The organism is Enterobacter sp. 03-F-07-AD-ECC (assembly GCF_047530935.1).
Lineage (GTDB): Bacteria > Pseudomonadota > Gammaproteobacteria > Enterobacterales > Enterobacteriaceae > Enterobacter > Enterobacter cloacae.
The window spans coordinates 327,496-353,248 of the sequence record NZ_JBLKBZ010000003.1 but is presented as its reverse complement, the minus strand read 5'-3'; the positions used below and the strand labels follow the sequence as shown (position 1 = coordinate 353,248).

Annotated in this window: 24 protein-coding genes and 2 tRNA genes; 19 read left to right on the top strand and 7 right to left on the bottom strand. The window is 53.3% G+C overall.

The window, feature by feature from the left end:
- Position 1 precedes the first annotated feature (1 nt).
- Positions 2-289, bottom strand: coding sequence for a DNA-binding transcriptional regulator SfsB (gene sfsB / locus ACMWKA_RS06840; RefSeq protein WP_013098930.1), 288 nt, complete (start codon positions 287-289; stop codon positions 2-4).
- A gap of 228 nt (positions 290-517) precedes the next feature.
- Positions 518-1,489, bottom strand: a complete 972-nt coding sequence (gene ispB / locus ACMWKA_RS06835; RefSeq protein ID WP_013098929.1) for an octaprenyl diphosphate synthase — start codon at positions 1,487-1,489, stop codon at positions 518-520.
- Positions 1,490-1,746: 257 nt separating this feature from the next.
- Between ispB and rplU the strand changes: the two genes are divergently transcribed.
- The 4 genes from rplU (at position 1,747) to cgtA (ending at position 4,575) form a co-directional block, all read left to right on the top strand.
- Positions 1,747-2,058 carry a 50S ribosomal protein L21 gene (gene rplU / locus ACMWKA_RS06830; RefSeq protein ID WP_003025032.1) on the top strand — a complete coding sequence of 104 codons (312 nt, stop codon included), beginning with the start codon at positions 1,747-1,749 and terminating at the stop codon, positions 2,056-2,058.
- Between the two features lie 19 nt (positions 2,059-2,077).
- Positions 2,078-2,335 (top strand): 50S ribosomal protein L27, encoded by a 258-nt coding sequence (gene rpmA / locus ACMWKA_RS06825; protein WP_004385076.1) that lies wholly within the window; start codon positions 2,078-2,080, stop codon positions 2,333-2,335.
- Positions 2,336-2,431: 96 nt separating this feature from the next.
- Positions 2,432-3,406 carry a DMT family transporter gene (locus ACMWKA_RS06820; protein WP_013098928.1) on the top strand — a complete coding sequence of 325 codons (975 nt, stop codon included), beginning with the start codon at positions 2,432-2,434 and terminating at the stop codon, positions 3,404-3,406.
- A complete protein-coding gene (cgtA, locus tag ACMWKA_RS06815; RefSeq protein ID WP_029883389.1) occupies positions 3,403-4,575 on the top strand; it encodes an Obg family GTPase CgtA in 1,173 nt (390 codons plus the stop codon). Before ACMWKA_RS06820 ends, cgtA begins: the two co-directional genes overlap by 4 nt.
- A gap of 37 nt (positions 4,576-4,612) precedes the next feature.
- On the opposite strand, the gene pmrB is transcribed toward cgtA, so the two are convergent.
- From pmrB to dacB, 3 genes are read right to left on the bottom strand one after another with little or no spacing between them, the layout of a single operon-like run.
- A complete protein-coding gene (pmrB, locus tag ACMWKA_RS06810; protein WP_414760088.1) occupies positions 4,613-5,656 on the bottom strand; it encodes a two-component system sensor histidine kinase PmrB in 1,044 nt (347 codons plus the stop codon).
- Complete coding sequence (gene pmrA / locus ACMWKA_RS06805) at positions 5,653-6,315, bottom strand: two-component system response regulator PmrA (protein ID WP_013098925.1); 663 nt, start codon at positions 6,313-6,315, stop codon at positions 5,653-5,655. The genes pmrB and pmrA overlap by 4 nt, the downstream gene beginning before the upstream one ends.
- 2 nt (positions 6,316-6,317) lie before the next feature.
- Positions 6,318-7,751 carry a serine-type D-Ala-D-Ala carboxypeptidase gene (dacB, locus tag ACMWKA_RS06800; RefSeq protein ID WP_047351805.1) on the bottom strand — a complete coding sequence of 478 codons (1,434 nt, stop codon included), beginning with the start codon at positions 7,749-7,751 and terminating at the stop codon, positions 6,318-6,320.
- Between the two features lie 227 nt (positions 7,752-7,978).
- Here dacB and greA point away from each other — a divergent pair, with 227 nt between their 5' ends.
- Complete coding sequence (gene greA, locus ACMWKA_RS06795; protein ID WP_013098923.1) at positions 7,979-8,455, top strand: transcription elongation factor GreA; 477 nt, start codon at positions 7,979-7,981, stop codon at positions 8,453-8,455.
- Between the two features lie 151 nt (positions 8,456-8,606).
- Here greA and yhbY read toward each other — a convergent pair whose 3' ends face one another.
- Positions 8,607-8,900: a ribosome assembly RNA-binding protein YhbY gene (gene yhbY, locus ACMWKA_RS06790; RefSeq protein ID WP_014833438.1), complete on the bottom strand. Its 294-nt coding sequence runs from the start codon at positions 8,898-8,900 to the stop codon at positions 8,607-8,609.
- A 127-nt stretch (positions 8,901-9,027) separates the two neighbouring features.
- On the opposite strand from yhbY, the gene rlmE reads away from it, so the two are divergent.
- The 6 genes from rlmE to ACMWKA_RS06760 all read left to right on the top strand — a co-directional run bounded on the left by rlmE (position 9,028) and on the right by ACMWKA_RS06760 (position 14,620).
- On the top strand, positions 9,028-9,654 hold the full coding sequence (rlmE, locus tag ACMWKA_RS06785) for a 23S rRNA (uridine(2552)-2'-O)-methyltransferase RlmE (protein WP_003861812.1): 627 nt from the start codon (positions 9,028-9,030) through the stop codon (positions 9,652-9,654).
- A gap of 102 nt (positions 9,655-9,756) precedes the next feature.
- A complete protein-coding gene (ftsH, locus tag ACMWKA_RS06780) occupies positions 9,757-11,691 on the top strand; it encodes an ATP-dependent zinc metalloprotease FtsH (RefSeq protein WP_013098921.1) in 1,935 nt (644 codons plus the stop codon).
- A gap of 98 nt (positions 11,692-11,789) precedes the next feature.
- Positions 11,790-12,638 (top strand): dihydropteroate synthase, encoded by an 849-nt coding sequence (folP, locus tag ACMWKA_RS06775; protein WP_020687345.1) that lies wholly within the window; start codon positions 11,790-11,792, stop codon positions 12,636-12,638.
- On the top strand, positions 12,631-13,968 hold the full coding sequence (glmM, locus tag ACMWKA_RS06770; protein ID WP_013098919.1) for a phosphoglucosamine mutase: 1,338 nt from the start codon (positions 12,631-12,633) through the stop codon (positions 13,966-13,968). Before folP ends, glmM begins: the two co-directional genes overlap by 8 nt.
- A gap of 223 nt (positions 13,969-14,191) precedes the next feature.
- A complete protein-coding gene (secG, locus tag ACMWKA_RS06765; protein ID WP_003861803.1) occupies positions 14,192-14,524 on the top strand; it encodes a preprotein translocase subunit SecG in 333 nt (110 codons plus the stop codon).
- Between the two features lie 9 nt (positions 14,525-14,533).
- Positions 14,534-14,620, top strand: a tRNA-Leu gene (locus ACMWKA_RS06760).
- Between the two features lie 182 nt (positions 14,621-14,802).
- On the opposite strand, the gene argG is transcribed toward ACMWKA_RS06760, so the two are convergent.
- Positions 14,803-16,149, bottom strand: a complete 1,347-nt coding sequence (gene argG, locus ACMWKA_RS06755; protein ID WP_029883387.1) for an argininosuccinate synthase — start codon at positions 16,147-16,149, stop codon at positions 14,803-14,805.
- Positions 16,150-16,435: 286 nt separating this feature from the next.
- Between argG and ACMWKA_RS06750 the strand changes: the two genes are divergently transcribed.
- The 8 genes from ACMWKA_RS06750 (at position 16,436) to pnp (ending at position 25,682) form a co-directional block, all read left to right on the top strand.
- Positions 16,436-16,512, top strand: a tRNA-Met gene (locus ACMWKA_RS06750).
- Positions 16,513-16,719: 207 nt separating this feature from the next.
- Positions 16,720-17,172, top strand: a complete 453-nt coding sequence (gene rimP, locus ACMWKA_RS06745; RefSeq protein WP_014833432.1) for a ribosome maturation factor RimP — start codon at positions 16,720-16,722, stop codon at positions 17,170-17,172.
- A gap of 28 nt (positions 17,173-17,200) precedes the next feature.
- On the top strand, positions 17,201-18,703 hold the full coding sequence (gene nusA, locus ACMWKA_RS06740; RefSeq protein ID WP_013098917.1) for a transcription termination factor NusA: 1,503 nt from the start codon (positions 17,201-17,203) through the stop codon (positions 18,701-18,703).
- A 24-nt stretch (positions 18,704-18,727) separates the two neighbouring features.
- Positions 18,728-21,418: a translation initiation factor IF-2 gene (infB, locus tag ACMWKA_RS06735; RefSeq protein ID WP_013098916.1), complete on the top strand. Its 2,691-nt coding sequence runs from the start codon at positions 18,728-18,730 to the stop codon at positions 21,416-21,418.
- A 102-nt stretch (positions 21,419-21,520) separates the two neighbouring features.
- Entirely contained in the window at positions 21,521-21,925 is a 405-nt protein-coding gene (rbfA, locus tag ACMWKA_RS06730; RefSeq protein ID WP_003024988.1) for a 30S ribosome-binding factor RbfA, read from the top strand.
- The gene (gene truB / locus ACMWKA_RS06725; protein ID WP_057071237.1) at positions 21,925-22,875 is read left to right on the top strand and encodes a tRNA pseudouridine(55) synthase TruB; all 951 of its coding nucleotides are present in this window, start codon (positions 21,925-21,927) and stop codon (positions 22,873-22,875) included. Before rbfA ends, truB begins: the two co-directional genes overlap by 1 nt.
- Before the next feature lie 156 nt (positions 22,876-23,031).
- Positions 23,032-23,301, top strand: a complete 270-nt coding sequence (gene rpsO / locus ACMWKA_RS06720; protein WP_013098914.1) for a 30S ribosomal protein S15 — start codon at positions 23,032-23,034, stop codon at positions 23,299-23,301.
- A 242-nt stretch (positions 23,302-23,543) separates the two neighbouring features.
- Positions 23,544-25,682 (top strand): polyribonucleotide nucleotidyltransferase, encoded by a 2,139-nt coding sequence (pnp, locus tag ACMWKA_RS06715; protein WP_013098913.1) that lies wholly within the window; start codon positions 23,544-23,546, stop codon positions 25,680-25,682.
- Positions 25,683-25,753 lie beyond the last annotated feature (71 nt).

Genomic DNA, 25,753 nt, shown 5'->3' with positions numbered 1-25,753 from the left:
GTCAGGCCGGTTGCTCTTTCCTGGTTTTTTTCTGGCGAATCATGCGTGTTCTGTCAATAAACTCATGGGTAATGGGATCGTGGTAACGCGAGGGCCAAATGACCCACGGGTGCGTCTCCAGCGCCGATGCAATAATCAATTCACCCTTTGGCCAGGGGCGAGTCAGGGCATTTGCCAGCGTTGATGAGCTCAATCCATTGCGACGTGATTCAGCGGCGAGCGATGTTCCTTTTTTGCGCAGCGCAGCAATAATATCTGCTGAGTGCCAGTCGATAAATTTCATATCCATAAAGCTGTCCTTGTGTTCGTAATCACCCACGTCATTTCTACCGAAACGACGGGGTTACTATACTCATTTTGAACACAGGCTCTAAAAAGTTCGCGTTACTTGAAGGAATATTCAGAATAAGACATGGCTTTATTCATGCGGTCTGTAAGCCGATGATTTTACGTGAATATGGAATTTATAAGAACTTATTGAAATCTCCCCGCGAAGGCCGCGGGGAGAAGCGAGAGGTTAACGATCGCGCTGTACGGCGATGTGGGCAAGGCCGATTAATGCATCGCGCCATGGGCTGTCTGGAATGACCTGCAGTGCCGCGATGGCTTTATCCGCCTCTTCTTCAGCGCGCTGACGCGTCCATTCCAGCGAGCCGCAGATGGCCATTGTTTCCAGTACCGGTTCCAGTAGATGGCGACCATTTCCCTGCTCAATCGCTTCACGGATCATTTTCGCCTGGTCAGCGGATCCGTTGTGCATGGCATGGAGCAGCGGCAGGGTCGGTTTACCTTCGTTGAGGTCATCGCCGACGTTTTTGCCGAGCGTTTCGCCATCAGCACTGTAGTCCAGCAAATCGTCAATGAGCTGGAATGCGGTCCCCAGATAACGGCCATAGTCCTGCAGCCCTTTTTCCTGCGCAGCGGTACAGCCAGCCAGAATGCCGGAACATTGCGCCGCAGCTTCAAACAGGCGCGCGGTTTTGCTGTAGATTACGCGCATGTAATTTTCTTCGGTGATGTCAGGATCGTTGACGTTCATCAGCTGCAGCACTTCGCCTTCCGCGATCACGTTAACGGCTTCAGACATCACTTCCAGCACTTTCAGAGAGCCGAGGCTGGTCATCATCTGGAAGGCACGGGTATAGATAAAATCACCGACCAGAACGCTGGCTGCGTTGCCGAAGGCGGCGTTTGCCGTGGCTTTGCCACGACGCATGTCTGATTCATCCACAACATCATCATGCAGAAGCGTCGCAGTGTGAATAAATTCGATCAGTGCTGCGATAGTGACATGAGCCTTTCCCTGATAACCCACGGCTCTGGCGGCCAGTATGGCAATCATCGGGCGAATACGTTTACCGCCGCCGCTGACGATGTAATAGCCCAACTGATTGATTAGCTGAACATCAGAGTTGAGTTGTTCCAGGATTGCTGCATTCACACCCGCCATATCTTGCGCGGTTAACTCGTTGATTTTTTCTAAATTCATCGCAAAAGCCGGGCTTTTTATCCTGTTTATCCCATCTTTGATGGGGTAACGAAGGGTTTCGGTTTATCAATAGTATTGCTGATTGTACTGAAAAAACGGCTCAGATAAACGCTACCGTACGTGTTGTGTTTTTTTTCTTCATGTATTGATGGTAGCACTTGTCAAAGGCTCGCGTTTTGCGTAATATTCGCGCCCTATTGTGAATATTTATAGCGCACTCTGATTCATACGAGGATGTGCGCGGAAGCGGAGTTTATATGTACGCGGTTTTCCAAAGTGGTGGTAAACAACACCGAGTAAGCGAAGGTCAGACCGTTCGCCTGGAAAAGCTGGACATCGCAACTGGCGAATCTGTTGAGTTCGCAGAAGTTCTGATGATCGCAAACGGTGAAGAAGTCAAAATCGGCGTTCCTTTCGTTGATGGCGGCGTTATCAAAGCTGAAGTTGTTGCTCACGGTCGTGGCGAGAAAGTTAAAATCGTTAAGTTTCGTCGTCGTAAACACTACCGTAAGCAGCAGGGCCACCGTCAGTGGTTCACTGATGTGAAAATTACTGGCATCAGCGCCTAAGACCTGAGGAGAGATTTAAATGGCACATAAAAAGGCTGGCGGCTCCACACGTAACGGTCGCGATTCAGAAGCTAAACGCCTGGGCGTTAAGCGTTTCGGTGGCGAATCCGTTCTGGCGGGTAGCATCATCGTTCGTCAACGTGGTACCAAATTCCACGCTGGCAACAACGTAGGTTGCGGTCGTGACCACACTCTGTTTGCTAAAGCAGACGGTAAAGTGAAATTTGAAGTTAAAGGCCCGAACAACCGTAAATACATCAGCATCGTTGCTGAGTAAGGTTTTCTCGGTCCGGTAACGGATTAAAGCCCCGCAACCTGTTGCGGGGCTTTTTACATTGGAAACCCGGTAATTTTTTCTGTAGGGAAAACGGGCATGAAGCAGCAGGCCGGCATTGGAATTCTTTTGGCGCTCACAACCGCAATGTGCTGGGGTGCGCTGCCAATTGCAATGAAGCAGGTACTGGAAGTGATGGAACCGCCTACGGTGGTGTTTTATCGCTTTCTGATGGCAAGTATCGGCCTGGGTGCCATCCTTGCTGTTAAAGGCAAGCTTCCGCCCCTGCGTCTCTTCCGTAAACCGCGCTGGCTGGTATTACTGGCTATCGCGACGGGGGGACTGTTTGGTAACTTCATTCTGTTCAGTTCTTCCCTGCAATATCTCAGCCCGACGGCGTCGCAAGTGATTGGCCAACTTTCACCGGTCGGCATGATGGTTGCCAGCGTCGTTATCCTCAAGGAGAAGATGCGCGGTACGCAGATCGTCGGGGCGAGCATGCTGCTATGTGGCCTGGTAATGTTCTTCAATACCAGCCTGATAGAGATTTTTACCCGCCTGACCGATTACACCTGGGGTGTAATCTTCGGTGTGGGGGCAGCAACGGTTTGGGTGAGCTATGGCGTCGCGCAAAAGGTGTTATTGCGTCGTCTTGCCTCACAGCAGATCCTCTTTTTGCTGTACACTTTGTGTACAATAGCATTATTGCCGTTAGCGAAGCCGGGGGTGATCACTCAGCTTAGCGACTGGCAACTGGCGTGCCTGATATTTTGTGGGCTGAATACGCTGGTCGGTTATGGCGCGCTGGCCGAAGCAATGGCGCGCTGGCAGGCAGCACAGGTGAGCGCATTGATTACGCTCACTCCGCTGTTTACGCTGTTATTTTCAGATTTGTTATCAATGGCCTGGCCCGATGTCTTCGTCAGACCGATGCTCAACCTGTTGGGCTATCTCGGTGCGTTTGTCGTGGTTGCGGGCGCGATGTATTCCGCCATTGGTCATCGTCTCTGGGGGCGTTGGCGCAAAAATGAAGCGGTCCCCGCTCAGGCGAATGATTTACGGAGAGTAAAATGAAGTTTGTTGATGAAGCGACGATCCTGGTCGTGGCAGGTGATGGCGGCAACGGTTGCGTAAGCTTCCGCCGTGAAAAATATATTCCTCGTGGTGGCCCTGACGGTGGCGACGGCGGCGACGGCGGTGACGTATGGCTGGAGGCGGATGAGAACCTCAACACGCTGATCGACTACCGTTTCGAAAAATCTTTCCGCGCTGAGCGTGGCCAGAACGGCCAGAGCCGTGACTGTACCGGTAAACGTGGTAAAGACGTCACCATCAAAGTACCGGTGGGTACGCGTGTGATCGATCAGGGTACAGGTGAGACCATGGGCGACATGACCAAACACGGTCAGCGTCTGATGGTTGCAAAAGGGGGTTGGCACGGTCTGGGCAACAGCCGTTTCAAATCTTCCGTCAACCGTACGCCGCGTCAGAAAACAATGGGTACGCCGGGCGATAAGCGTGACCTGCAGTTGGAGCTGATGCTGCTGGCCGATGTAGGGATGCTGGGAATGCCAAACGCTGGTAAATCCACGTTTATTCGCGCCGTCTCTGCCGCTAAGCCAAAAGTGGCGGACTATCCGTTTACCACGCTGGTGCCAAGCCTGGGCGTTGTCCGTATGGATAACGAGAAGAGCTTTGTGGTTGCCGATATCCCGGGTCTGATTGAAGGTGCAGCGGAAGGTGCCGGTCTGGGTATCCGCTTCCTGAAACACCTTGAGCGCTGCCGTGTACTGCTGCACATCATCGATATCGATCCGATCGACGGGTCCGATCCGGTAGAAAATGCCCGTATCATCGTCGGCGAGCTGGAGAAATACAGCGAGAAACTGGCGAACAAACCGCGCTGGCTGGTCTTTAACAAGATTGACCTGATGGATAAAGCCGAAGCGGAAGCAAAAGCGAAAGCCATTGCTGAAGCGATGGGGTGGGAAGAGAAATACTACCTGATCTCTGCGGCAAGCCAGGTTGGCGTGAAAGATCTCTGCTGGGATGTGATGACCTTTATCATCGAGAACCCGGTTGTTCAGGCGGAAGAAGCGAAGCAGCCTGAAAAAGTCGAATTCATGTGGGATGACTACCACCGTCAACAGCTTGAAGAGCTGGAAGCGGAAGAGGAAGACGACTGGGACGACGACTGGGATGAAGACGACGAAGAAGGCGTCGAGTTCATCTACAAGCACTAATGACCCGATAAGGCCCCTGTTGATACAGGGGCTTTTTTTATTCTAACGTTGAAGGCAGCCAGCAACTGGCAATGAGACCGCCTTCTGCGGCATTCTCCAGTGTCAGCTTTCCGTGGTGAAGCTGCACAATGCGTTGCACAATGCTCAGACCCAGGCCACTGCCACCGTAGCGCTGATCGAGACGACGGAACGGCTCGGTAATTGACTGCCGGTGTGCTTCATCAATACCGGGACCCTGATCGATAACACTGACCCGCGTACCACCGTCCTGTACGGTCAATGTCACTGTGATAGTGGTCCCTGCGGGGCTATAGCGCCCGGCATTCTCCAGCAGGTTACGCAGCATGAGTCGCAGAAGCACCGCGTCCCCCTGCACCGTTAGCGGACTTTTGGCCGGCCATATCACCGTATGTTCTTTGGCTTCATGCTCAAGGCCAAGCGGGGTGATGATATTGTCTGTCCAGTTTACCGTCTCGTAGTGGCCGCTCGCCATTGCCTGCCCGGCCCGCGCCAGCATCAGCAGCTGTTCAATGGTATGCATAAGTTGATCGATACGGCTGATTAATGCTGAAGCCTGTGGCGAACCTGACTGTGCCATCAGTTCCAGATGCAACCTGATCCCGGCGAGTGGGGTTCGCAGTTCATGCGCGGCATCGGCGGTAAAGAGCCTTTCCTGTTGTATGGTGTGATCAAGCCTGGCGAGCAATTGGTTCAGAGAGGTTGTGACGGCGCCAATCTCTTCCATGTCTGAATACATGGGCAGCGGAGTGAGGTTGTCCGCCGAACGATTCGCCAGACTGGCCCGCAGCTGATTCAGCGGACGAGTTATCCAGGTGACTGCCCAGAAGGAGAAGAGCAGGGTAAAACCGACCATCACCAGGGAAGGGACCAGCAGCGAGGCAATCGCTTCGCGTATCTCTTTTTCGACATGGTTGTTACGTGCCTTTGCAGACAGCGTTTCATTGACCAGAAAGCCAATCTGTTCGCGGCTTTCATGCCACAGCCAAATCACGCTTATCAACTGGAAAAATAACAGGATCACCGCCAGCAAAACCATTAATCGCCGACGCATACTGTTCATTTCTGTCTCTCCAGACGATAACCCACGCCACGAACGGTTTTTATCCGGTCTTTGCCAAGTTTGCGTCGCAAATTGTGAATGTGGACTTCAAGGGTATTTGATCCCGGATCGTCCTGCCAGGAGTAGATATCCTGCTGGAGGGTTTCACGGTGTACCGTCTGCCCGCTACGCATGATCAGACGCGTAAGCAGGGCGAACTCTTTCGGTGTGACCTCAACAGGCAGAGACTGGCACAGCACCTGCTGAGTTTGCAGATTCAGGGTAATATCACCATCGGTCAGTAAGTTATCACTGTGCCCCTGGTAGCGGCGAATTAACGCCCGCACGCGCGCCTGTAGCTCTGCAAGGGCAAACGGCTTCACCAGATAATCATCCGCGCCGGAATCCAGGCCGTTGATACGATCTTCGATGGCATCGCGCGCCGTCAGGATCAACACCGGGTTGTCAACACCGCGACGCCGCCACTGGCTTAACAACGTGGCCCCGTCTTTATCCGGGAGGCCCAGATCGAGGATCACCAGACTGTATTCACCGCTCTGGATCAGGGCATCCGCCTCTGCCGCCGTGGCGGCGCAGTCAAGGGCATAGCCTTCATTGGACAGCGCCAGCGCCAGCCCTTCCTGTAATAACAGATCGTCTTCAACTATAAGTAGTTTCATCGCTAGTTATTCTGGTAGATGTCCTTATAAAGCCTGCTTTCGAAGCGCACCAGCGGGATACGGCGATTGCGCTGGTCGGCCGGTTCGACGGCATAGCCGGAAAGATACTGCACGAATGCCAGACGCTGCCCGCTGGCGGTGGTGATGAAGCCTGCAAGGTTATAAACACCCTGCAGTGAACCTGTTTTGGCTGATACCTTACCGTCCACACCGGCGGCGTGAAGACCGGCCCGGTACTGAAGTGAACCGTCATGCCCGGCAAGTGGCAGCATCGAAATAAAGTTTAGCTCAGTGTCATGTTGTGCAATGTACTGAAGCACTTGCATCATGGTTGCCGGGGAGATCAAATTGTGACGTGATAACCCGGAACCATCGACAGCGATGGTGTTGCCCAGATCGATCCCCGCCTGCTGACGAAGGATCTGACGCACAGCGTCGGAACCCGCACGCCAGGTTCCCGGAACGCCAAAACGCGCGTGACCAATCATGCGGAACACGGTGTCGGCAATCATATTGTCAGACTTCTTCAGCATGATCCTTAGCAAATCGTGCAACGGTGCAGACTGTTTGCTGGCGATAACCGTGCCGGGTTGATTAACCTGCGTCTGGCGGAGCAGGGTACCGGTATAGGTGATCCCAGCCTGTTTCAGTTCGTCCTTGAGAATTGCGCCCGCGTAGCTTGCGCCATCCTGGATGGCGAAGGCCAGCGGGAGGGGATCGGCGCGTTGCGTCAGGCAACCGGTAAGCGTGAAGCGGTTAAGGTCGCCGGGCACCACATCGAGTTCGCAATATTGCGCATCCGGGGAGCCTTTTGCCAGCGTTCGGACCTGGCTAAACATGGTGACCGGGTAGTAAGACGCCACGCGAATAAACGCTAAATCGTCCGGTTTTGGCGCGCTGTAAAGCGAAATCGAGAAGCAGTTACGATCAACAATCGCTGCCGATGGCGGTGCGCTAAAGCACTGCGTCATGTCGTTCCACGGCCAGCCCGGCGCTTTATCGTGGCTGGCAAAGATGGAGGTGTCGATCAACACGTTACCATCGATCTTCTGCACGCCAGATTTTTTCAGCACCGCCACCATGTTGCGGATATCCTGACGTTTGAAGGTGGGATCACCGCCAAAACGGGCAATAAGATCGCCTTTCAGCTCACCGTCTTTAACCTCTCCTTTGGTCTCAAGAGTCGTGGTAAAACGGAAGTCAGGACCAAGCTGAAGCAGGGCAGCGAGCGCAGTGATCACCTTCTGAGTACTGGCAGGCAGCGCCATTTGTTGACTGTGGTAGTCAATCTCAGGTGCCTGCGCGCCGACCTTCTGCACCATCAGAGCAAGGTTGGCCCCGGCAGGGAGCTGATTAATGTATTCATCAACATTCGCGGCCTGAACGCTGAACGTTATACTGGTAGTCAATCCGATGATAAATCTGGAAAATCGCATAATCTCGCGCTAACAACCCGAAAACAAACCGTCATACTACGGTGCATGGCACTGCAAAGTAAACGATGACCCATAGTGAACTTCGCGGTAAAATACGTATCAAATTGAAAATTGCTGCTGACCTGGGGCGTTGCTCCCGGGTCGGTTTTCTTTTTGCTTCTGGCCCGCTCATGAGGGCCGGGGCAGGGAACACTGCTCCCAACAGGAATGTTTAAGAGGTATAACAAATGCAAGCTATTCCGATGACCTTACGTGGTGCCGAAAAACTGCGCGAAGAGCTGGATTTCCTGAAATCTGTTCGTCGCCCTGAAATCATCGCCGCTATCGCGGAAGCGCGTGAGCATGGCGACCTGAAAGAGAACGCTGAATACCACGCGGCGCGTGAGCAGCAGGGTTTCTGTGAAGGGCGTATTAAAGATATCGAAGCTAAGCTGTCCAATGCGCAGGTTATCGATATCACCAAAATGCCAAACAATGGGCGTGTGATCTTTGGTTCAACCGTTAGCGTGCTGAACCTGGACACTGACGAAGAGCAGACTTACCGCATCGTGGGTGACGATGAAGCAGACTTCAAACAGAACCTGATTTCAGTGAACTCACCGATTGCTCGCGGCCTGATTGGCAAAGAGCAGGACGATGTCGTGACCATCCGTACCCCGGGTGGCGAAGTGGAATACGAAATTATTAAGGTTGAGTACCTGTAATTCGCCTCTCTACGAAGATGTTGATACATTGTAAAGAAAGGAAAAAGGCCGCATAGCGGCCTTTTATCAACTCAAGGAGCATGGCATTTTGCTCACCTGCTGACAGAAATCCCTCGTTTTACACAGAAAATGTGTTTAATTCAGGATATCCTTAGCGTGGCAGCGAGATTTTACGCTCTTTAGTTGGGCGATAGAGCACCAGCGTTTTACCGATGACCTGCACGTTACAGGCACCGGTTTCGCGCACGATGGCTTCCACGATCAAGTTCTTCGTGTCTCTGTCTTCAGAGGCAATTTTCACCTTGATCAGCTCGTGGTGTTCCAGCGCTTGTTCAATCTCGGCAAGCACCCCTTCGGTCAAACCATTGTTGCCAAGCATGACTACAGGCTTGAGCGGATGTGCCAGACCTTTAAGGTGCTGTTTTTGTTTAGTACTCAGATTCATCGTATATTTTTGCTTACGTTGGGATTGAAAACGGTTCATTCTACCGCCATCTCCCTTATATCGCCAAATAGCTGCGTAGAAATTTACGTCACAGGCAAGCAACGATGAACCAGGACGGAAATGTTAAATGACAGGTAAAAAGCGTTCTGCCAGCTCCAGCCGCTGGCTTCAGGAACACTTTAGCGATAAATATGTTCAACAGGCACAGAAAAAGGGGTTGCGTTCCCGTGCCTGGTTTAAACTTGATGAAATACAGCAAAGTGACAAACTTTTTAAGCCGGGGATGACGGTGGTTGACCTCGGTGCGGCACCTGGCGGATGGTCGCAGTATGCGGTAACGCAGATTGGCGGCACGGGCCGCATCATCGCATGCGATCTTTTACCAATGGATCCCATCGTTGGTGTCGACTTCCTTCAGGGCGACTTTCGTGATGAATTAGTGCTGAAAGCGTTACTTGATCGTGTTGGTGACAGTAAGGTCCAGGTTGTCATGTCGGATATGGCACCAAATATGTGTGGAACACCGGCGGTGGATATCCCCCGCGCCATGTATCTGGTGGAGCTAGCGTTAGAAATGTGTCGTGATGTACTAGCGCCTGGTGGTAGTTTTGTTGTGAAGGTGTTTCAGGGCGAAGGTTTCGAGGAGTATCTTAAGGAAATTCGCTCCCTGTTTGCGAAGGTTAAAGTTCGTAAGCCGGACTCTTCCCGGGCCCGTTCCCGTGAAGTGTATATTGTAGCGACCGGGCGAAAATGATAACCGGTAGATTTCAGACGAAAGTTTGAATGACACTGGATATAGAGTATCCTGACGCTGTTTTTAACACAGTTGTAATATGAGGTTAATCCCTTGAGTGACATGGCGAAAAACCTAATACTCTGGCTGGTCATTGCCGTTGTGCTGATGTCAGTATTCCAGAGCTTTGGGCCCAGCGAGTCGAATGGCCGCAAGGTGGATTATTCTACCTTCCTGCAGGAGGTCAATCAGGACCAGGTTCGCGAAGCGCGTATCAACGGACGTGAGATCAACGTTACCAAGAAAGATAGTAACCGTTACACGACTTACATCCCGGTGAACGATCCTAAGCTGCTTGATAACCTTCTGACTAAAAACGTCAAGGTGGTAGGTGAGCCGCCAGAAGAACCGAGCCTGCTGGCTTCTATCTTCATCTCCTGGTTCCCGATGCTGCTTCTTATCGGCGTCTGGATCTTCTTTATGCGCCAGATGCAGGGCGGCGGTGGCAAAGGTGCCATGTCGTTCGGTAAGAGCAAGGCGCGTATGTTGACGGAAGATCAGATCAAAACCACGTTTGCAGACGTCGCCGGTTGTGACGAAGCAAAAGAAGAGGTGGGTGAACTGGTTGAATACCTGCGCGAGCCGAGCCGTTTCCAGAAGCTGGGCGGTAAGATCCCGAAAGGCGTCCTGATGGTCGGCCCTCCGGGTACCGGTAAGACCCTGCTGGCGAAAGCCATCGCGGGTGAAGCGAAGGTACCGTTCTTTACTATTTCAGGTTCTGACTTCGTAGAAATGTTCGTGGGTGTCGGTGCATCTCGTGTGCGTGACATGTTCGAGCAGGCTAAAAAGGCAGCACCGTGCATTATCTTCATCGATGAAATCGACGCCGTAGGCCGCCAGCGTGGCGCTGGTCTGGGCGGTGGTCACGATGAACGTGAGCAGACCCTGAACCAGATGCTGGTTGAGATGGACGGCTTCGAAGGTAACGAGGGTATTATCGTTATCGCGGCAACTAACCGTCCGGACGTTCTTGACCCTGCGCTGCTGCGTCCAGGCCGTTTCGACCGTCAGGTTGTGGTCGGTCTGCCGGATGTTCGTGGTCGTGAACAGATTCTGAAAGTGCACATGCGTCGCGTACCGCTGGCGCCAGATATCGACGCGGCAATCATTGCGCGCGGTACTCCGGGCTTCTCCGGTGCGGACCTGGCTAACCTGGTCAACGAAGCTGCACTGTTTGCCGCTCGCGGTAACAAACGTGTAGTGTCGATGGTGGAATTCGAAAAAGCGAAAGACAAAATCATGATGGGTGCGGAACGTCGCTCCATGGTGATGACGGAAGCGCAAAAAGAGTCCACAGCATACCACGAAGCGGGCCACGCGATTATCGGTCGCCTGGTGCCGGAACACGATCCGGTGCATAAAGTGACGATCATTCCGCGCGGTCGTGCGCTGGGTGTGACCTTCTTCCTGCCTGAAGGCGACGCGATCAGCGCCAGCCGTCAGAAGCTGGAAAGCCAGATTTCAACCCTGTACGGCGGTCGTCTGGCGGAAGAGATTATCTACGGTCCGGAACATGTTTCTACTGGTGCGTCCAACGATATTAAAGTGGCGACAAACCTGGCGCGTAACATGGTGACTCAGTGGGGCTTCTCCGACAAACTCGGTCCACTGCTCTATGCAGAGGAAGAGGGCGAAGTATTCCTGGGCCGTTCTGTGGCGAAAGCGAAACATATGTCTGATGAAACGGCTCGTATCATCGACCAGGAAGTGAAAGCGCTGATTGAACGTAACTACGGTCGCGCACGTCAGATCCTGAACGACAATATGGACATCCTGCATTCGATGAAAGATGCGCTCATGAAATACGAGACCATCGATGCTCCGCAGATTGACGACCTGATGGCTCGCCGCGAAGTGCGTCCGCCAGCAGGCTGGGAAGACCCAGGCGCTTCCAACAATTCTGACAACAATGGCACCCCGCGTGCGCCGCGTCCGGTTGATGAACCGCGTACGCCGAACCCGGGTAACACCATGTCAGAACAGTTGGGCGACAAGTAAGTCACTGCTGTTGGCGAGTGTGTCTGTACCTCAAACCCTGGAGCTTGCTCCGGGGTTTTTCTTTTCTGTTTAACCACATTAATACCAGGGATTTAGCCATGAAACTTTTCGCCCAGGACTCGCATCTCGATCTCTCACATCCGCATGTGATGGGGATCCTGAATGTTACCCCTGACTCCTTCTCAGATGGCGGTACGCATAACACGCTTATTGAGGCGGTTAAGCACGCCAATCTGATGATCAACGCGGGCGCTACCATCATTGACGTTGGCGGTGAGTCGACGCGTCCGGGGGCGGCAGAGGTTTCAGTGGAGGAAGAACTGGCGCGTGTGGTGCCGGTGGTTGAAGCCATCGCACAACGTTTTGAGGTGTGGATATCCGTGGACACGTCTAAGCCAGAGGTGATTCGTGAAGTGGCGCGAGTGGGTGCTCACATCATCAATGATATCCGCTCTCTGACCGAGCCGGGGGCGATTGAAGCGGCTGCGGAAACCGGGCTGCCGGTTTGTCTGATGCATATGCAGGGAAAACCGAAAACGATGCAGGATGCGCCTAAGTATGAGGATGTCTTTGCGGATGTGAATCGCTTCTTTATTGAGCATATTGCACGCTGTGAGCGTGCAGGTATCGCAAAAGAGAAATTGCTGCTCGACCCGGGGTTCGGTTTCGGTAAAAATCTCTCCCACAATTATGCGTTGCTTGCGCGCCTGTCAGAGTTTCATCATTTCGGCCTGCCGTTGCTGGTTGGCATGTCGAGAAAGTCGATGATTGGGCAGTTGCTGAATGTCGGGCCGAGTGAACGCCTGAGCGGCAGTCTGGCCTGCGCGGTGATTGCAGCAATGCAAGGCGCGCATATTATCCGTGTCCATGATGTTAAAGAAACAGTAGAAGCCATGCGTGTGGTGGAAGCCACACTGGCAGCGAAGGAAAAGAAACGCTATGAGTAATCGTAAATATTTTGGTACCGATGGTATCCGTGGGCGCGTAGGCGATGCTCCAATCACCCCTGATTTTGTGCTTAAGCTTGGCTGGGCTGCTGGCAAGGTTCTGGCACGTCATGGCTCGCGTAAGATCATCATTGGCAAAGACACCCGCATTTCCGGCTATATGCTGGAGTCTGCGCTGGAAGCCGGTCTCGCCGCTGCCGGGCTTTCAGCATCCTTTACTGGCCCAATGCCAACACCTGCTGTCGCCTATCTGACGCGTACCTTCCGCGCGGAAGCCGGCATCGTGATTTCAGCCTCACATAACCCGTTCTATGATAACGGTATCAAGTTCTTCTCCATCGATGGCACCAAGCTGCCGGATGATGTGGAAGAGGCGATCGAAGCCGAAATGGAAAAAGAGATCACCTGTGTCGATTCCGCTGAGCTGGGCAAAGCAAACCGTATTGTCGATGCGGCTGGCCGTTACATTGAATTCTGCAAAGGGACCTTCCCGAACGAGCTAAGCCTGGCTCACCTCAAAATTGTGGTGGACTGTGCAAACGGCGCGACGTATCACATTGCGCCGAATGTTTTCCGCGAGCTGGGGGCGAAGGTGATCACTATTGGCTGTGAGCCCGATGGTCTGAACATTAACGAACAGGTTGGTGCGACGGACGTTCGTGCCCTGCAGGCACGCGTGCTGGCAGAAAAAGCGGACCTGGGTATTGCCCTGGACGGCGACGGCGACCGTGTGATCATGGTTGACCACGAAGGGAACAAGGTCGATGGCGACCAGATCCTCTACATTATTGCGCGTGAAGGTCTGCGTCAGGGACAGCTGCGCGGCGGTGCGGTTGGCACGCTGATGAGCAACATGGGTCTGGAGCTGGCATTGAAACAGCTGGGGATCCCGTTTGTTCGCGCGAAGGTGGGTGACCGCTACGTGCTGGAAAAACTGCAGGAGAAAGGGTGGCGTATTGGCGCTGAAAACTCCGGTCATGTGATCCTGCTCGACAAAACCACCACCGGTGACGGCATTGTGGCAGCGCTTCAGGTTGTTGCCGCGATGGCACGTAACCATATGAGTCTGCACGATCTGTGCAGCGGCATGAAAATGTTCCCGCAGATCCTTGTGAACGTGCGCTTCACCGCAGGCAAAGGCGATCCGCTGGAAAATGATAACGTCAAAGCGGTGATGGCAGACGTTGAAGCTGCGCTTGGCAACCGTGGTCGTGTTCTGCTGCGCAAGTCAGGTACTGAACCGCTGATCCGCGTAATGGTGGAAGGCGAAGACGAAGCGCAGGTGACTGAATTTGCGCACCGTATTGCAGATGCTGTAAAAGCTGCATAACTTTTCACAGTAAGTGTTTAAAAAGGCGGCGCTTGCCGCCTTAGTTTTAAGCATTTAATGGCTTTTTGCTGTTTTTTTCTGCAGTTGATACAATGCGTCAAAATTGCCCTTGCGAAGGTCATTCGCTTTGGTTAGTATTCACACCCGCTTCAGTGGGAAACAAAAATCCTGCTAATTGGTCGAAGCATTGGTATGCGGCAAATCCGCAAGGAACAGGTTGATTATGTACGAAGCTCTTTTAGTTATTTTCCTTATTGTAGCCATCGCTCTCGTAGCGCTGATTATGCTGCAGCAAGGTAAAGGCGCTGATATGGGAGCCTCCTTCGGAGCAGGCGCTTCCGGTACGCTGTTCGGTTCAAGTGGTTCTGCGAACTTCATGACCCGTACCACAGCGATTCTGGCTACGCTGTTCTTCATCATCAGCCTGGTGCTTGGCAATATCAACAGCAACAAGACCAGCAAAGGAAGCGAGTGGGAAAACCTGAGCGCGCCAGCGAAAACTGAGCAGACTCAGCCAGCTGCACCGGCTAAGCCAACCAGCGATATCCCGCAGTAAGTATTCCGTACCGAGGTGGTGGAATTGGTAGACACGCTACCTTGAGGTGGTAGTGCCCTAACGGGCTTGTGGGTTCGAGTCCCATCCTCGGTACCAATATTCCAGAAAAAAGACGTCGAAAGACGTCTTTTTTTTCGTCTGTATTCTGTGGATCTGATCTTTTGTAGGGCGGGTAAGCGCAGCGCCACCCGCCATTGCCCGGTGGCGCTGCGCTTACCGGGCCTACGAAGGCTATAAAAAAGGCGCCTGTTGGGCGCCTTTTGGATGTCTTCTCTCGATTACTTCTTATCGCTGTGCTCCAGGTTTTCAACCTGCGGCAGGCCGTTACCGGAACTGGCTGACAGCAGGCCATTCTCAACGTAGTTGAACAGCTTCTCACGGGTATCGGTGATATCCAGATTACGCATGGTCAGCTGGCCGATACGGTCATCAGGTGAGAACACGGATTCACCTTTTTCCATGGTCAGACGTTCTGCTTTGTAGGTCAGGTTGTCAGACACAGTGTTTAGAATGGAGTAGTCATTCCCGCGACGCAGTTCCAGAGTGACTTCGCCAGTGATAGCGCTTGCCACCCAACGCTGCAGGGCATCACGCAGCATCAGTGCCTGTGGATCGAACCAGCGGCCCTGATACAGCAGTTTACCCAACTGACGGCCATGAGAGTGATACTGCTCGATGGTATCTTCGTTGTGAATGCCGGTCAGCAGACGCTCATAGGCAATATGCAGCAGCGCCATCCCCGGGGCTTCATAGATGCCACGGCTTTTCGCTTCGATGATACGGTTTTCGATCTGATCGCTCATACCCAGGCCGTGACGACCGCCGATGCGGTTCGCTTCCAGCATCAGTTCCACATCATCAGAGAAGGTCTTGCCGTTCAGGGCTACCGGGTGGCCACGCTCGAAACGCACGGTCACTTCTTCTGCCGGGATTTTGACGCTTTCATCCCAGAATTTCACGCCCATGATTGGGTTAACGATTTTCACGCTGGAGTTCAGGAACTCCAGATCTTTTGCTTCGTGCGTTGCGCCCAGCATGTTGGAGTCAGTGGAGTAGGCTTTTTCGACGGACATTTTATAGTCGAAGCCGCAGGCGATCATAAATTCAGACATTTCATGACGGCCGCCCAGCTCATCGATAAAATCGGTGTCCAGCCACGGTTTGTAAATCTGCAGCTCGGCGTTGGTCAGCAGGCCATAACGATAGAAACGTTCAATGTCGTTGCCTTTATAGGTACTGCCGTCACCCCAGATGTTCACGCCATCTTCTTTCATGGCGGCAACCAGCATGGTGCCGGTCACGGCACGGCCCAGTGGGGTGGTGTTGAAATAGGTCAGACCGCCGGTGGTATTATGGAACGCGCCACACTGGATAGCGGCAATACCTTCGGCGACCAGCTGCTTACGACAATCAATCAGACGTGCGTTCTCTGCGCCATACTCTTTAGCACGACGAGGAATGGCATCATAGTCGTCCTCATCCGGCTGACCCAGGTTCGCAGTATATGCATACGGAACCGCTCCCTTTTGGCGCATCCACAGCAGTGCAGCGCTGGTATCCAGGCCGCCTGAAAAAGCGATGCCAATACGTTGTCCTACCGGAAGATGCTTGAGAATCGTCGTCATAAAATAAAACCCTGCGTGATTGACTGATTAAAGACCGCTTTCGCTCTCGATGCATGTTTATGCAAAATAAGTGAGTATTCATTTAATCATCTTTTGTCGATGACCGGAAGAGACTCGTGCGTTTTTTGTAAAAATTTCCCTCCGTATGCCCTGGCGGAAACTGAGTTGACAGATGGGGCTCACTATCAATATACTAAACGCCGGTTTTACGTCCCGTCTTCGGTACCAAATCCCAGCATTATTTGCAAATTCTGTCCAAAACGCGTAGAATTTGCCACGTTTCAGGCGCGGGGTGGAGCAGCCTGGTAGCTCGTCGGGCTCATAACCCGAAGGTCGTCGGTTCAAATCCGGCCCCCGCAACCACTTTCCCATAAAGTCATTTTTCAAATATACTGTGAAGACTTAGAGCCTTCGTAGCTGGATTTGAAAAAATTCTTTCGGAGAGTGCTCCAGGCCACAGTTGTGGCTATAGGGTTCAGTTATCTAAAGCCCCGATTTATCGGGGTTTTTTGTTATCTGACTACAGAATAACTGGGCTTTACGCCCTTTTTTTATGTCTTGGGGGTGGGCTTGTCCACATTAGAGCAAAAATTAACAGAGATGATTACTGCACCGGTCGAAGCACTGGGCTACGAACTGGTCGGCATCGAATTCGTTCGCGGCCGCACATCGACGCTGCGCATCTATATTGATAGTGAAGATGGCATCAATGTTGATGATTGTGCTGATGTTAGCCACCAGGTGAGTGCGGTTCTTGATGTTGAAGACCCAATTACCGTTGCGTACAACCTGGAAGTTTCCTCACCTGGCCTCGATCGCCCGATGTTCACGGCCGAGCACTATGTGCGCTTTACCGGTGAAGAAGTGGCTCTCGTTCTGCGTATGGCCGTACAGAACCGCCGTAAATGGCAGGGAATTATCAAAGCCGTTGATGGTGAAATGATCACGGTAACAGTCGAAGGCAAAGATGAAGTGTTCGCGCTGAGTAATATCCAGAAGGCGAACCTGGTTCCCCACTTTTAACAGTCTGGATTGAGGTGAAAAGCCCGCGATGAACAAAGAAATTTTGGCTGTTGTTGAAGCCGTCTCCAACGAGAAATCACTGCCGCGTGAAAAGATTTTCGAAGCGCTGGAAAGTGCACTGGCTACAGCAACCAAGAAAAAATACGAACAAGAGATCGATGTTCGCGTAGAAATCGATCGTAAAAGCGGTGACTTCGATACATTCCGTCGTTGGGTAATCGTTGAAGAAGTGACCCAGCCAACCAAAGAGATCACCCTGGAAGCGGCGCGTTTTGAAGACGAAAGCCTGAATGTTGGTGACTATGTTGAAGATCAGATTGAATCTGTGACCTTCGACCGTATCACCACCCAGACCGCAAAACAGGTTATCGTGCAGAAAGTTCGCGAAGCCGAGCGTGCGCTGGTTGTCGATCAGTTCCGCGATCAGGAAGGCGAAATCATCACTGGTGTGGTGAAGAAAGTGAACCGCGACAACATCTCTCTGGAGATCAAATCCGAAGGGATGCCGGGCAACGCTGAAGCTGTGATTCTCCGTGAAGACATGCTGCCGCGTGAAAACTTCCGCCCTGGCGACCGTATCCGTGGTGTGCTGTATGCCGTTCGCCCTGAAGCGCGTGGTGCACAGCTGTTCGTGACCCGTTCTAAACCAGAAATGCTGGTTGAACTGTTCCGTATCGAAGTGCCGGAAATCGGTGAAGAAGTTATCGAAATTAAAGCGGCGGCTCGCGATCCGGGCTCCCGTGCGAAAATTGCGGTGAAAACCAACGACAAGCGTATCGACCCGGTCGGTGCTTGCGTCGGTATGCGTGGTGCGCGTGTTCAGGCGGTCTCTACCGAGCTGGGCGGCGAACGTATCGATATCGTTCTGTGGGATGACAACCCGGCGCAGTTCGTGATCAACGCAATGGCTCCGGCGGATGTGGCGTCTATCGTTGTTGACGAAGACAAACACACCATGGATATCGCTGTTGAAGCGGGTAACCTGGCGCAGGCAATCGGCCGTAACGGTCAGAACGTACGCCTGGCGTCACAGCTGAGCGGCTGGGAACTCAACGTGATGACCGTTGATGACCTGCAGGCCAAGCATCAGGCTGAAGCCCATGCGGCGATCGATACCTTCACGAAATACCTGGACATTGACGAAGAGTTCGCCACGGTTCTGGTAGAAGAAGGTTTCTCTACGCTGGAAGAACTGGCCTATGTGCCAATGAAAGAGCTGCTGGAAATTGACGGTCTGGATGAACCAACCGTTGAAGCCCTGCGTGAACGCGCTAAAAACGCACTGACCACCCTGGCACTGGCTCAGGAAGAAAGCCTTGGCGATAAAAAGCCGGCTGATGACCTGCTGAATCTGGAAGGTCTTGATCGTGCGATTGCGTTCAAGCTGGCTGCCCGTGGTGTTTGTACGCTGGAAGATCTCGCTGAGCAAGGCGTTGATGACCTGGCTGATATCGAAGGTTTAACCGACGAGAAAGCCGGCGAACTCATCATGGCCGCACGTAATATTTGCTGGTTCGGCGACGAAGCGTAATAAACTGTAGCAGGAAGGAACAGCATGACTGATGTAACTGTAAAATCGCTGGCTGCTGAGATTCAGACCTCCGTGGACCGCCTGGTACAGCAATTTGCTGATGCAGGGATCCCGAAGACCGCTGATGACTCAGTGACGGCAAACGAAAAACAAACCTTGTTAGCGCACCTCAACCGTGAACACGGCTCTGCGCCTGACAAGCTGACGCTGCAGCGCAAAACGCGCAGCACGTTGAATATTCCAGGTACCGGTGGCAAAAGTAAATCGGTACAAATTGAAGTCCGCAAGACGCGCACCTTTGTAAAACGTGATCCGCAAGAGGCAGAGCGCCTTGCCGCGGAAGAGCAGGCACAGCGTGAAGCGGAAGAACAAGCTCAGCGTGAGGCAGAAGCAACTGCCAAACGTGAGGCAGAATTAAAAGCTGAACGTGAGGCCGCAGAAAAAGCGAAACGCGACGCAAGTGAAAAAGTGAAGCGTGAAGCTGCGGAAAAAGACAAAGTGAGCAATCAACAGACAGACGAAATGACCAAAACCGCCCAGGCTGAAAAAGCCCGTCGTGAAAATGAAGCTGCCGAACTGAAGCGTAAAGCCGAAGAAGAAGCACGCCGCAAGCTTGAAGAAGAAGCGCGTCGTGTGGCTGAAGAAGCGCGCCGTATGGCAGAAGAAAACGAGAAGAACGGTATTGATACCGCTGAGCAGTCTGAAGATACCAGCGACTATCACGTGACCACTTCTCAGCACGCGCGTCAGGCTGAAGATGATAACGACCGTGAAGTAGAAGGCGGCCGTGGCCGTGGTCGCAATGCGAAAGCAGCGCGTCCGGCGAAAAAAGGCAACAAACACGCCGAGTCTAAAGCTGACCGTGAAGAAGCGCGTGCAGCCGTGCGTGGCGGTAAAGGCGGCAAACAGCGTAAAGGTTCTTCCCTGCAGCAGGGCTTCCAGAAGCCAGCTCAGGCCGTTAACCGTGACGTTGTGATCGGCGAAACCATCACCGTTGGCGATCTGGCGAACAAAATGGCGGTTAAAGGCTCTCAGGTCATCAAAGCGATGATGAAACTGGGCGCAATGGCGACCATCAACCAGGTGATCGACCAGGAAACCGCACAGCTGGTTGCCGAAGAGATGGGCCACAAAGTTATCCTGCGTCGTGAAAACGAGCTGGAAGAAGCAGTAATGAGCGACCGTGATACCGGTGCTGCGGCAGAACCGCGTGCGCCAGTTGTGACCATCATGGGTCACGTTGACCACGGTAAAACCTCTCTGCTCGACTACATTCGTTCTACAAAAGTGGCTTCCGGTGAAGCGGGTGGTATTACCCAGCACATCGGTGCATATCACGTAGAAACCGACAACGGTATGATCACCTTCCTGGATACCCCAGGCCACGCCGCGTTTACCTCAATGCGTGCTCGTGGTGCTCAGGCGACAGATATCGTTGTTCTGGTTGTTGCTGCAGACGATGGCGTCATGCCACAGACCATCGAAGCTATCCAGCACGCGAAAGCGGCGGGTGTGCCGGTTGTGGTTGCAGTGAACAAGATCGATAAGCCAGAAGCGGATCCAGATCGTGTTAAAAACGAACTGTCCCAGTACGGCATCCTGCCAGAAGAGTGGGGCGGTGAAAGCCAGTTCGTACACGTGTCTGCGAAAGCAGGTACTGGTATCGACGAGCTGCTGGACGCGATCCTGCTGCAGGCTGAAGTTCTGGAACTGAAAGCGATCCGTAACGGTATGGCGAGCGGCGCGGTTATCGAATCCTTCCTGGATAAAGGCCGTGGCCCGGTGGCTACCGTTCTGGTTCGCGAAGGTACACTGCATAAAGGCGATATCGTCCTGTGTGGTTTCGAATACGGTCGTGTTCGTGCGATGCGTAACGAACTGGGTCAGGAAGTGCTGGAAGCAGGTCCGTCCATTCCAGTGGAAATCCTCGGTCTGTCCGGTGTGCCGGCTGCTGGTGACGAAGTGACCGTTGTGCGTGACGAGAAGAAAGCGCGTGAAGTTGCACTGTACCGTCAGGGCAAATTCCGTGAAGTTAAACTGGCTCGTCAGCAGAAATCTAAACTCGAGAACATGTTCGCGAACATGGCTGAAGGCGAAGTTCACGAAGTGAACGTCGTACTGAAAGCTGACGTTCAGGGTTCTGTGGAAGCGATCTCCGACTCCTTGCTGAAACTGTCTACTGACGAAGTTAAAGTGAAGATCATCGGTTCTGGCGTAGGTGGTATCACCGAAACCGACGCAACCCTGGCGGCTGCCTCTAACGCCATTCTGGTTGGCTTCAACGTGCGTGCTGATGCGTCTGCTCGCCGCGTGATCGAAGCAGAAAGCCTGGATCTGCGTTACTACTCCGTCATCTATAACCTGATCGACGAAGTGAAAGCAGCGATGAGCGGTATGCTGTCTCCAGAGCTGAAACAGCAGATCATCGGTCTGGCCGAAGTGCGCGATGTGTTCAAATCGCCGAAATTCGGTGCGATCGCGGGCTGTATGGTTACCGAAGGTACCATCAAGCGTCACAACCCAATCCGCGTACTGCGTGACAACGTGGTTATCTACGAAGGCGAGCTGGAATCTCTGCGCCGCTTCAAAGATGACGTTAACGAAGTCCGTAACGGCATGGAATGTGGTATCGGCGTGAAGAACTACAACGACGTTCGCGTTGGCGATATGATCGAAGTGTTCGAAATCATCGAGATCCAACGCAGCATCGACTAATCCTGTTGGGATAGGTCCATATGTCGGCCGGGATCGCCTCGTGCCACCCGGCAATAATTTTAAAAAGGGGCTTTAGCCCCTTTTTTGTCTGGAGAATTTATTATGGCGAAAGAATTTGGTCGCCCGCAGCGCGTAGCGCAGGAAATGCAGAAAGAGATCGCACTCATTCTGCAACGCGAAATTAAAGATCCGCGTGTGGGCATGATGACCACCGTGTCCGGCGTGGAGATGTCCCGTGACCTCGCGTATGCCAAAGTGTTCGTGACGTTCCTGAACGATCAGGACGAAGCGGCAGTGAAAAATGGCATTAAAGCGTTGCAGGAAGCCTCTGGTTTCATCCGCTCTCTGCTCGGCAAAGCGATGCGTCTGCGTATCGTGCCTGAGCTGACCTTCTTCTACGACAACTCCCTGGTCGAAGGTATGCGTATGTCCAACCTGGTGACCAGCGTGGTGAAACATGACGACGAACGTCGTGTTAACCCGGCGGACGACAGCAAGGAGGACTGATGAGTCGTCCTCGTCGTCGTGGCCGCGACGTGCATGGTGTGCTGCTGCTGGATAAACCCCAGGGCGCATCCAGCAACGACGTGCTGCAAAAAGTGAAGCGTATTTATAATGCCAACCGTGCGGGCCATACAGGCGCGCTGGACCCCCTGGCGACGGGCATGCTGCCCATCTGCCTGGGGGAGGCAACAAAGTTTTCTCAGTACCTGCTGGATTCCGATAAGCGTTATCGCGTTATCGCCAGGCTGGGCCAGCGCACGGACACCTCCGATGCCGATGGTCAGGTGGTGGAAGAGCGTCCTGTGACGTTTAGCGCAGAGCAACTGGATGCGGCGCTGGAGAGCTTCCGTGGCGATACGCTGCAGGTGCCGTCGATGTATTCTGCACTGAAATATCAGGGTAAAAAGCTCTACGAATATGCGCGCCAGGGTATTGAAGTGCCGCGTGAAGGCCGCCCGATTACCGTGTATGAACTGCTCTTTATTCGCCACGAGGGTGACGAACTGGAGCTGGAAGTGCACTGTTCGAAAGGCACCTATATTCGCACTATTATCGATGACCTGGGCGAGAAGCTGGGCTGCGGTGCGCATGTTATCTACCTGCGTCGCCTGGCCGTCAGTAAATATCCGGTTGAGCGGATGGTGACCCTTGAGCATCTGCACGCGCTGGTTGAACAGGCGCAAGCGCAGGGTGTTGCCGCGGCAGATTTGCTTGACCCGCTGCTGATGCCTATGGACAGCCCGGCGGCCGACTTCCCGGTTGTTAATCTTCCTTTAACATCGTCCGTTTACTTTAAGAACGGAAACCCGGTTCGGACCACGAATGCACCGCTGGAAGGCCTGGTACGCGTGACCGAAGGGGATGACGGTAAGTTTATCGGCATGGGTGAAATGGACGGTGAAGGACGCGTTGCGCCCCGCCGTCTGGTGGTGGAATACCCGGTCGAAGGCTGACGGCGATATCAGCTCACCTTGCGGTAAACCGGTGAGGCGAGTAGAATATCGCGGCTTAACGTCCGGCAAATTGTTTAACAATTTTGCGGGGCGTATACGGGGATTGCTGAATTAGAGATCGGCATCCTTACATTCTTTATACTTTGGAGTTTGAAAATGTCTCTAAGCGTTGAAGCTAAAGCTAAAATCGTTTCTGAGTTTGGTCGTGGTACTAACGACAGCGGTTCTACCGAAGTTCAGGTTGCACTGCTGACTGCACAGATTAACCACCTGCAGGGTCACTTTGCAGAGCACAAAAAAGATCACCACAGCCGTCGTGGTCTGCTGCGTATGGTTTCTCAGCGTCGTAAACTGCTCGACTACCTGAAACGTAAAGATGTTGCACGTTACTCCGCGCTGATCGAGCGTCTGGGTCTGCGTCGCTAAGTCTTGCGAGTTTCAGAAAAGGGGGCCTGATGGCCCCTTTTTTCAACCGGACCGCAGCAATTCACTGGAAACTATTGTATTGTTGCTATAAATGATCTTCCTTGCAGAGGTTCGCGCGGCTAATGAGAGGCTTCACCCATGGGGGTGTTGGTTGTCATTAGTCGCGAGGATGCGAAGAAGGTCGGGTTAAATCGTCAGCACACCTGTGGTGTGCTGTCAAACATTTAAGAAAGGACAGAATTTTGCTGAATCCGATCGTTCGTAAATTCCAGTATGGTCAGCATACCGTCACGCTGGAAACCGGCATGATGGCACGTCAGGCTACTGCTGCCGTTATGGTAAGCATGGATGACACCGCGGTATTCGTGACCGTTGTTGGCCAGAAAAAAGCTAAACCAGGTCAGGACTTCTTCCCACTGACCGTTAACTACCAGGAGCGTACTTACGCTGCCGGTAAAATCCCGGGTGGCTTCTTCCGTCGTGAAGGCCGTCCAAGCGAAGGCGAAACCCTGATCGCGCGTCTGATTGACCGCCCGGTTCGTCCGCTGTTCCCGGAAGGCTTCGTAAACGAAGTGCAGGTTATCGCGACCGTGGTTTCCGTTAACCCACAGGTTAACCCGGATATCGTTGCGATGATCGGTGCCTCCGCTGCGCTGTCTCTGTCCGGTATTCCATTCAATGGTCCTATCGGTGCCGCGCGCGTTGGTTACATCAACGACCAGTACGTGCTGAACCCGACTCAGGAAGAGCTGAAAGAAAGTAAGCTGGACCTGGTTGTTGCCGGTACGGAAGCCGCCGTTCTGATGGTTGAGTCTGAAGCAGAGCTGCTGAGCGAAGACCAGATGCTGGGCGCTGTGGTCTTCGGCCACGACCAACAGCAGGTTGTTATCCAGAACATCAACGAGCTGGTGAAAGAAGCCGGTAAACCACGTTGGGACTGGCAGCCTGAAGCCGCTAACGACGCGCTGAACGCACGCGTTGCTGCACTGGCTGAAGCGCGTCTGAGCGATGCGTACCGTATCACCGACAAGCAGGAGCGTTATGCTCAGGTTGACGTGATCAAAGACGAAACCATCGCCACGCTGGTTGCTGAAGACGAAACGCTGGACGCTAACGAGCTGAGCGAAATTCTGCACGCAATCGAGAAAAACGTTGTTCGTAGCCGCGTACTGGCTGGCGAGCCGCGTATCGATGGCCGTGAAAAAGACATGATCCGTGGTCTGGACGTGCGTACTGGCGTACTGCCACGTACTCACGGTTCTGCGCTGTTCACCCGTGGCGAAACGCAGGCGCTGGTTACCGCGACCCTGGGTACTGCACGTGACGCACAGATCATCGACGAGCTGATGGGCGAGCGCACTGACAGCTTCCTGTTCCACTATAACTTCCCTCCGTACTCCGTAGGGGAAACCGGTATGGTGGGTTCGCCTAAGCGTCGTGAAATTGGTCACGGTCGTCTGGCGAAGCGCGGCGTGCTGGCAGTGATGCCAGACGCAGACAAATTCCCGTACACCGTTCGTGTGGTTTCTGAAATCACCGAATCCAACGGTTCTTCTTCCATGGCTTCCGTGTGTGGTGCCTCTCTGGCGCTGATGGATGCAGGCGTGCCAATCAAAGCCGCCGTTGCGGGTATCGCAATGGGGCTGGTGAAAGAGGGCGACAACTTTGTTGTTCTGTCTGACATTCTGGGCGACGAAGACCACCTGGGCGATATGGACTTCAAAGTGGCGGGTTCCCGCGACGGTATCTCTGCACTGCAGATGGATATCAAAATTGAAGGTATCACCAAAGAGATCATGCAGGTTGCTCTGAACCAGGCAAAAGGTGCGCGTCTGCACATCCTGGGCGTGATGGAACAGGCTATCAACGCGCCACGCGGTGATATCTCCGAATTCGCTCCGCGTATTCACACCATCAAGATCAATCCAGACAAAATCAAAGATGTTATCGGTAAGGGCGGTTCCGTGATCCGTGCGCTGACCGAAGAGACCGGCACCACCATTGAAATCGAAGATGACGGTACGGTGAAGATCGCAGCGACCGACGGCGAAAAAGCGAAATTCGCGATTCGTCGCATCGAAGAAATCACTGCAGAAATCGAAGTGGGCCGTATCTACAATGGTAAAGTGACCCGTATCGTTGACTTTGGCGCGTTCGTTGCCATCGGTGGCGGTAAAGAAGGTCTGGTACACATCTCTCAAATCGCTGACAAGCGCGTTGAGAAAGTGACCGATTACCTGCAGATGGGTCAGGAAGTACCGGTTAAAGTTCTGGAAGTTGACCGCCAGGGCCGTATCCGTCTGAGCATTAAAGAAGCAACCGAGCAGTCTCAGCCAGCTGCTGCGCCAGAAGCACCGGCAGCAGAACAGCAAGGCGAGTAAGGTTGCCATTTGCCCTCTGCATCGCGGAGGGCCATTATCAGGCAGGACGCCTTGTTAAGCCGCCGGGGGAC

What these genes read in the sequence shown, in the direction of transcription:
- sfsB (WP_013098930.1), bottom strand. Translation starts at nt 289, where the DNA reads ATGGATATGAAATTTATCGACTGGCACTCAGCAGATATTATTGCTGCG.
- ispB (WP_013098929.1), bottom strand. Translation starts at nt 1,489, where the DNA reads ATGAATTTAGAAAAAATCAACGAGTTAACCGCGCAAGATATGGCGGGT.
- rplU (WP_003025032.1), top strand. Translation starts at nt 1,747, where the DNA reads ATGTACGCGGTTTTCCAAAGTGGTGGTAAACAACACCGAGTAAGCGAA.
- rpmA (WP_004385076.1), top strand. Translation starts at nt 2,078, where the DNA reads ATGGCACATAAAAAGGCTGGCGGCTCCACACGTAACGGTCGCGATTCA.
- ACMWKA_RS06820 (WP_013098928.1), top strand. Translation starts at nt 2,432, where the DNA reads ATGAAGCAGCAGGCCGGCATTGGAATTCTTTTGGCGCTCACAACCGCA.
- cgtA (WP_029883389.1), top strand. Translation starts at nt 3,403, where the DNA reads ATGAAGTTTGTTGATGAAGCGACGATCCTGGTCGTGGCAGGTGATGGC.
- pmrB (WP_414760088.1), bottom strand. Translation starts at nt 5,656, where the DNA reads ATGAACAGTATGCGTCGGCGATTAATGGTTTTGCTGGCGGTGATCCTG.
- pmrA (WP_013098925.1), bottom strand. Translation starts at nt 6,315, where the DNA reads ATGAAACTACTTATAGTTGAAGACGATCTGTTATTACAGGAAGGGCTG.
- dacB (WP_047351805.1), bottom strand. Translation starts at nt 7,751, where the DNA reads ATGCGATTTTCCAGATTTATCATCGGATTGACTACCAGTATAACGTTC.
- greA (WP_013098923.1), top strand. Translation starts at nt 7,979, where the DNA reads ATGCAAGCTATTCCGATGACCTTACGTGGTGCCGAAAAACTGCGCGAA.
- yhbY (WP_014833438.1), bottom strand. Translation starts at nt 8,900, where the DNA reads ATGAATCTGAGTACTAAACAAAAACAGCACCTTAAAGGTCTGGCACAT.
- rlmE (WP_003861812.1), top strand. Translation starts at nt 9,028, where the DNA reads ATGACAGGTAAAAAGCGTTCTGCCAGCTCCAGCCGCTGGCTTCAGGAA.
- ftsH (WP_013098921.1), top strand. Translation starts at nt 9,757, where the DNA reads ATGGCGAAAAACCTAATACTCTGGCTGGTCATTGCCGTTGTGCTGATG.
- folP (WP_020687345.1), top strand. Translation starts at nt 11,790, where the DNA reads ATGAAACTTTTCGCCCAGGACTCGCATCTCGATCTCTCACATCCGCAT.
- glmM (WP_013098919.1), top strand. Translation starts at nt 12,631, where the DNA reads ATGAGTAATCGTAAATATTTTGGTACCGATGGTATCCGTGGGCGCGTA.
- secG (WP_003861803.1), top strand. Translation starts at nt 14,192, where the DNA reads ATGTACGAAGCTCTTTTAGTTATTTTCCTTATTGTAGCCATCGCTCTC.
- argG (WP_029883387.1), bottom strand. Translation starts at nt 16,149, where the DNA reads ATGACGACGATTCTCAAGCATCTTCCGGTAGGACAACGTATTGGCATC.
- nusA (WP_013098917.1), top strand. Translation starts at nt 17,201, where the DNA reads ATGAACAAAGAAATTTTGGCTGTTGTTGAAGCCGTCTCCAACGAGAAA.
- infB (WP_013098916.1), top strand. Translation starts at nt 18,728, where the DNA reads ATGACTGATGTAACTGTAAAATCGCTGGCTGCTGAGATTCAGACCTCC.
- rbfA (WP_003024988.1), top strand. Translation starts at nt 21,521, where the DNA reads ATGGCGAAAGAATTTGGTCGCCCGCAGCGCGTAGCGCAGGAAATGCAG.
- truB (WP_057071237.1), top strand. Translation starts at nt 21,925, where the DNA reads ATGAGTCGTCCTCGTCGTCGTGGCCGCGACGTGCATGGTGTGCTGCTG.
- rpsO (WP_013098914.1), top strand. Translation starts at nt 23,032, where the DNA reads ATGTCTCTAAGCGTTGAAGCTAAAGCTAAAATCGTTTCTGAGTTTGGT.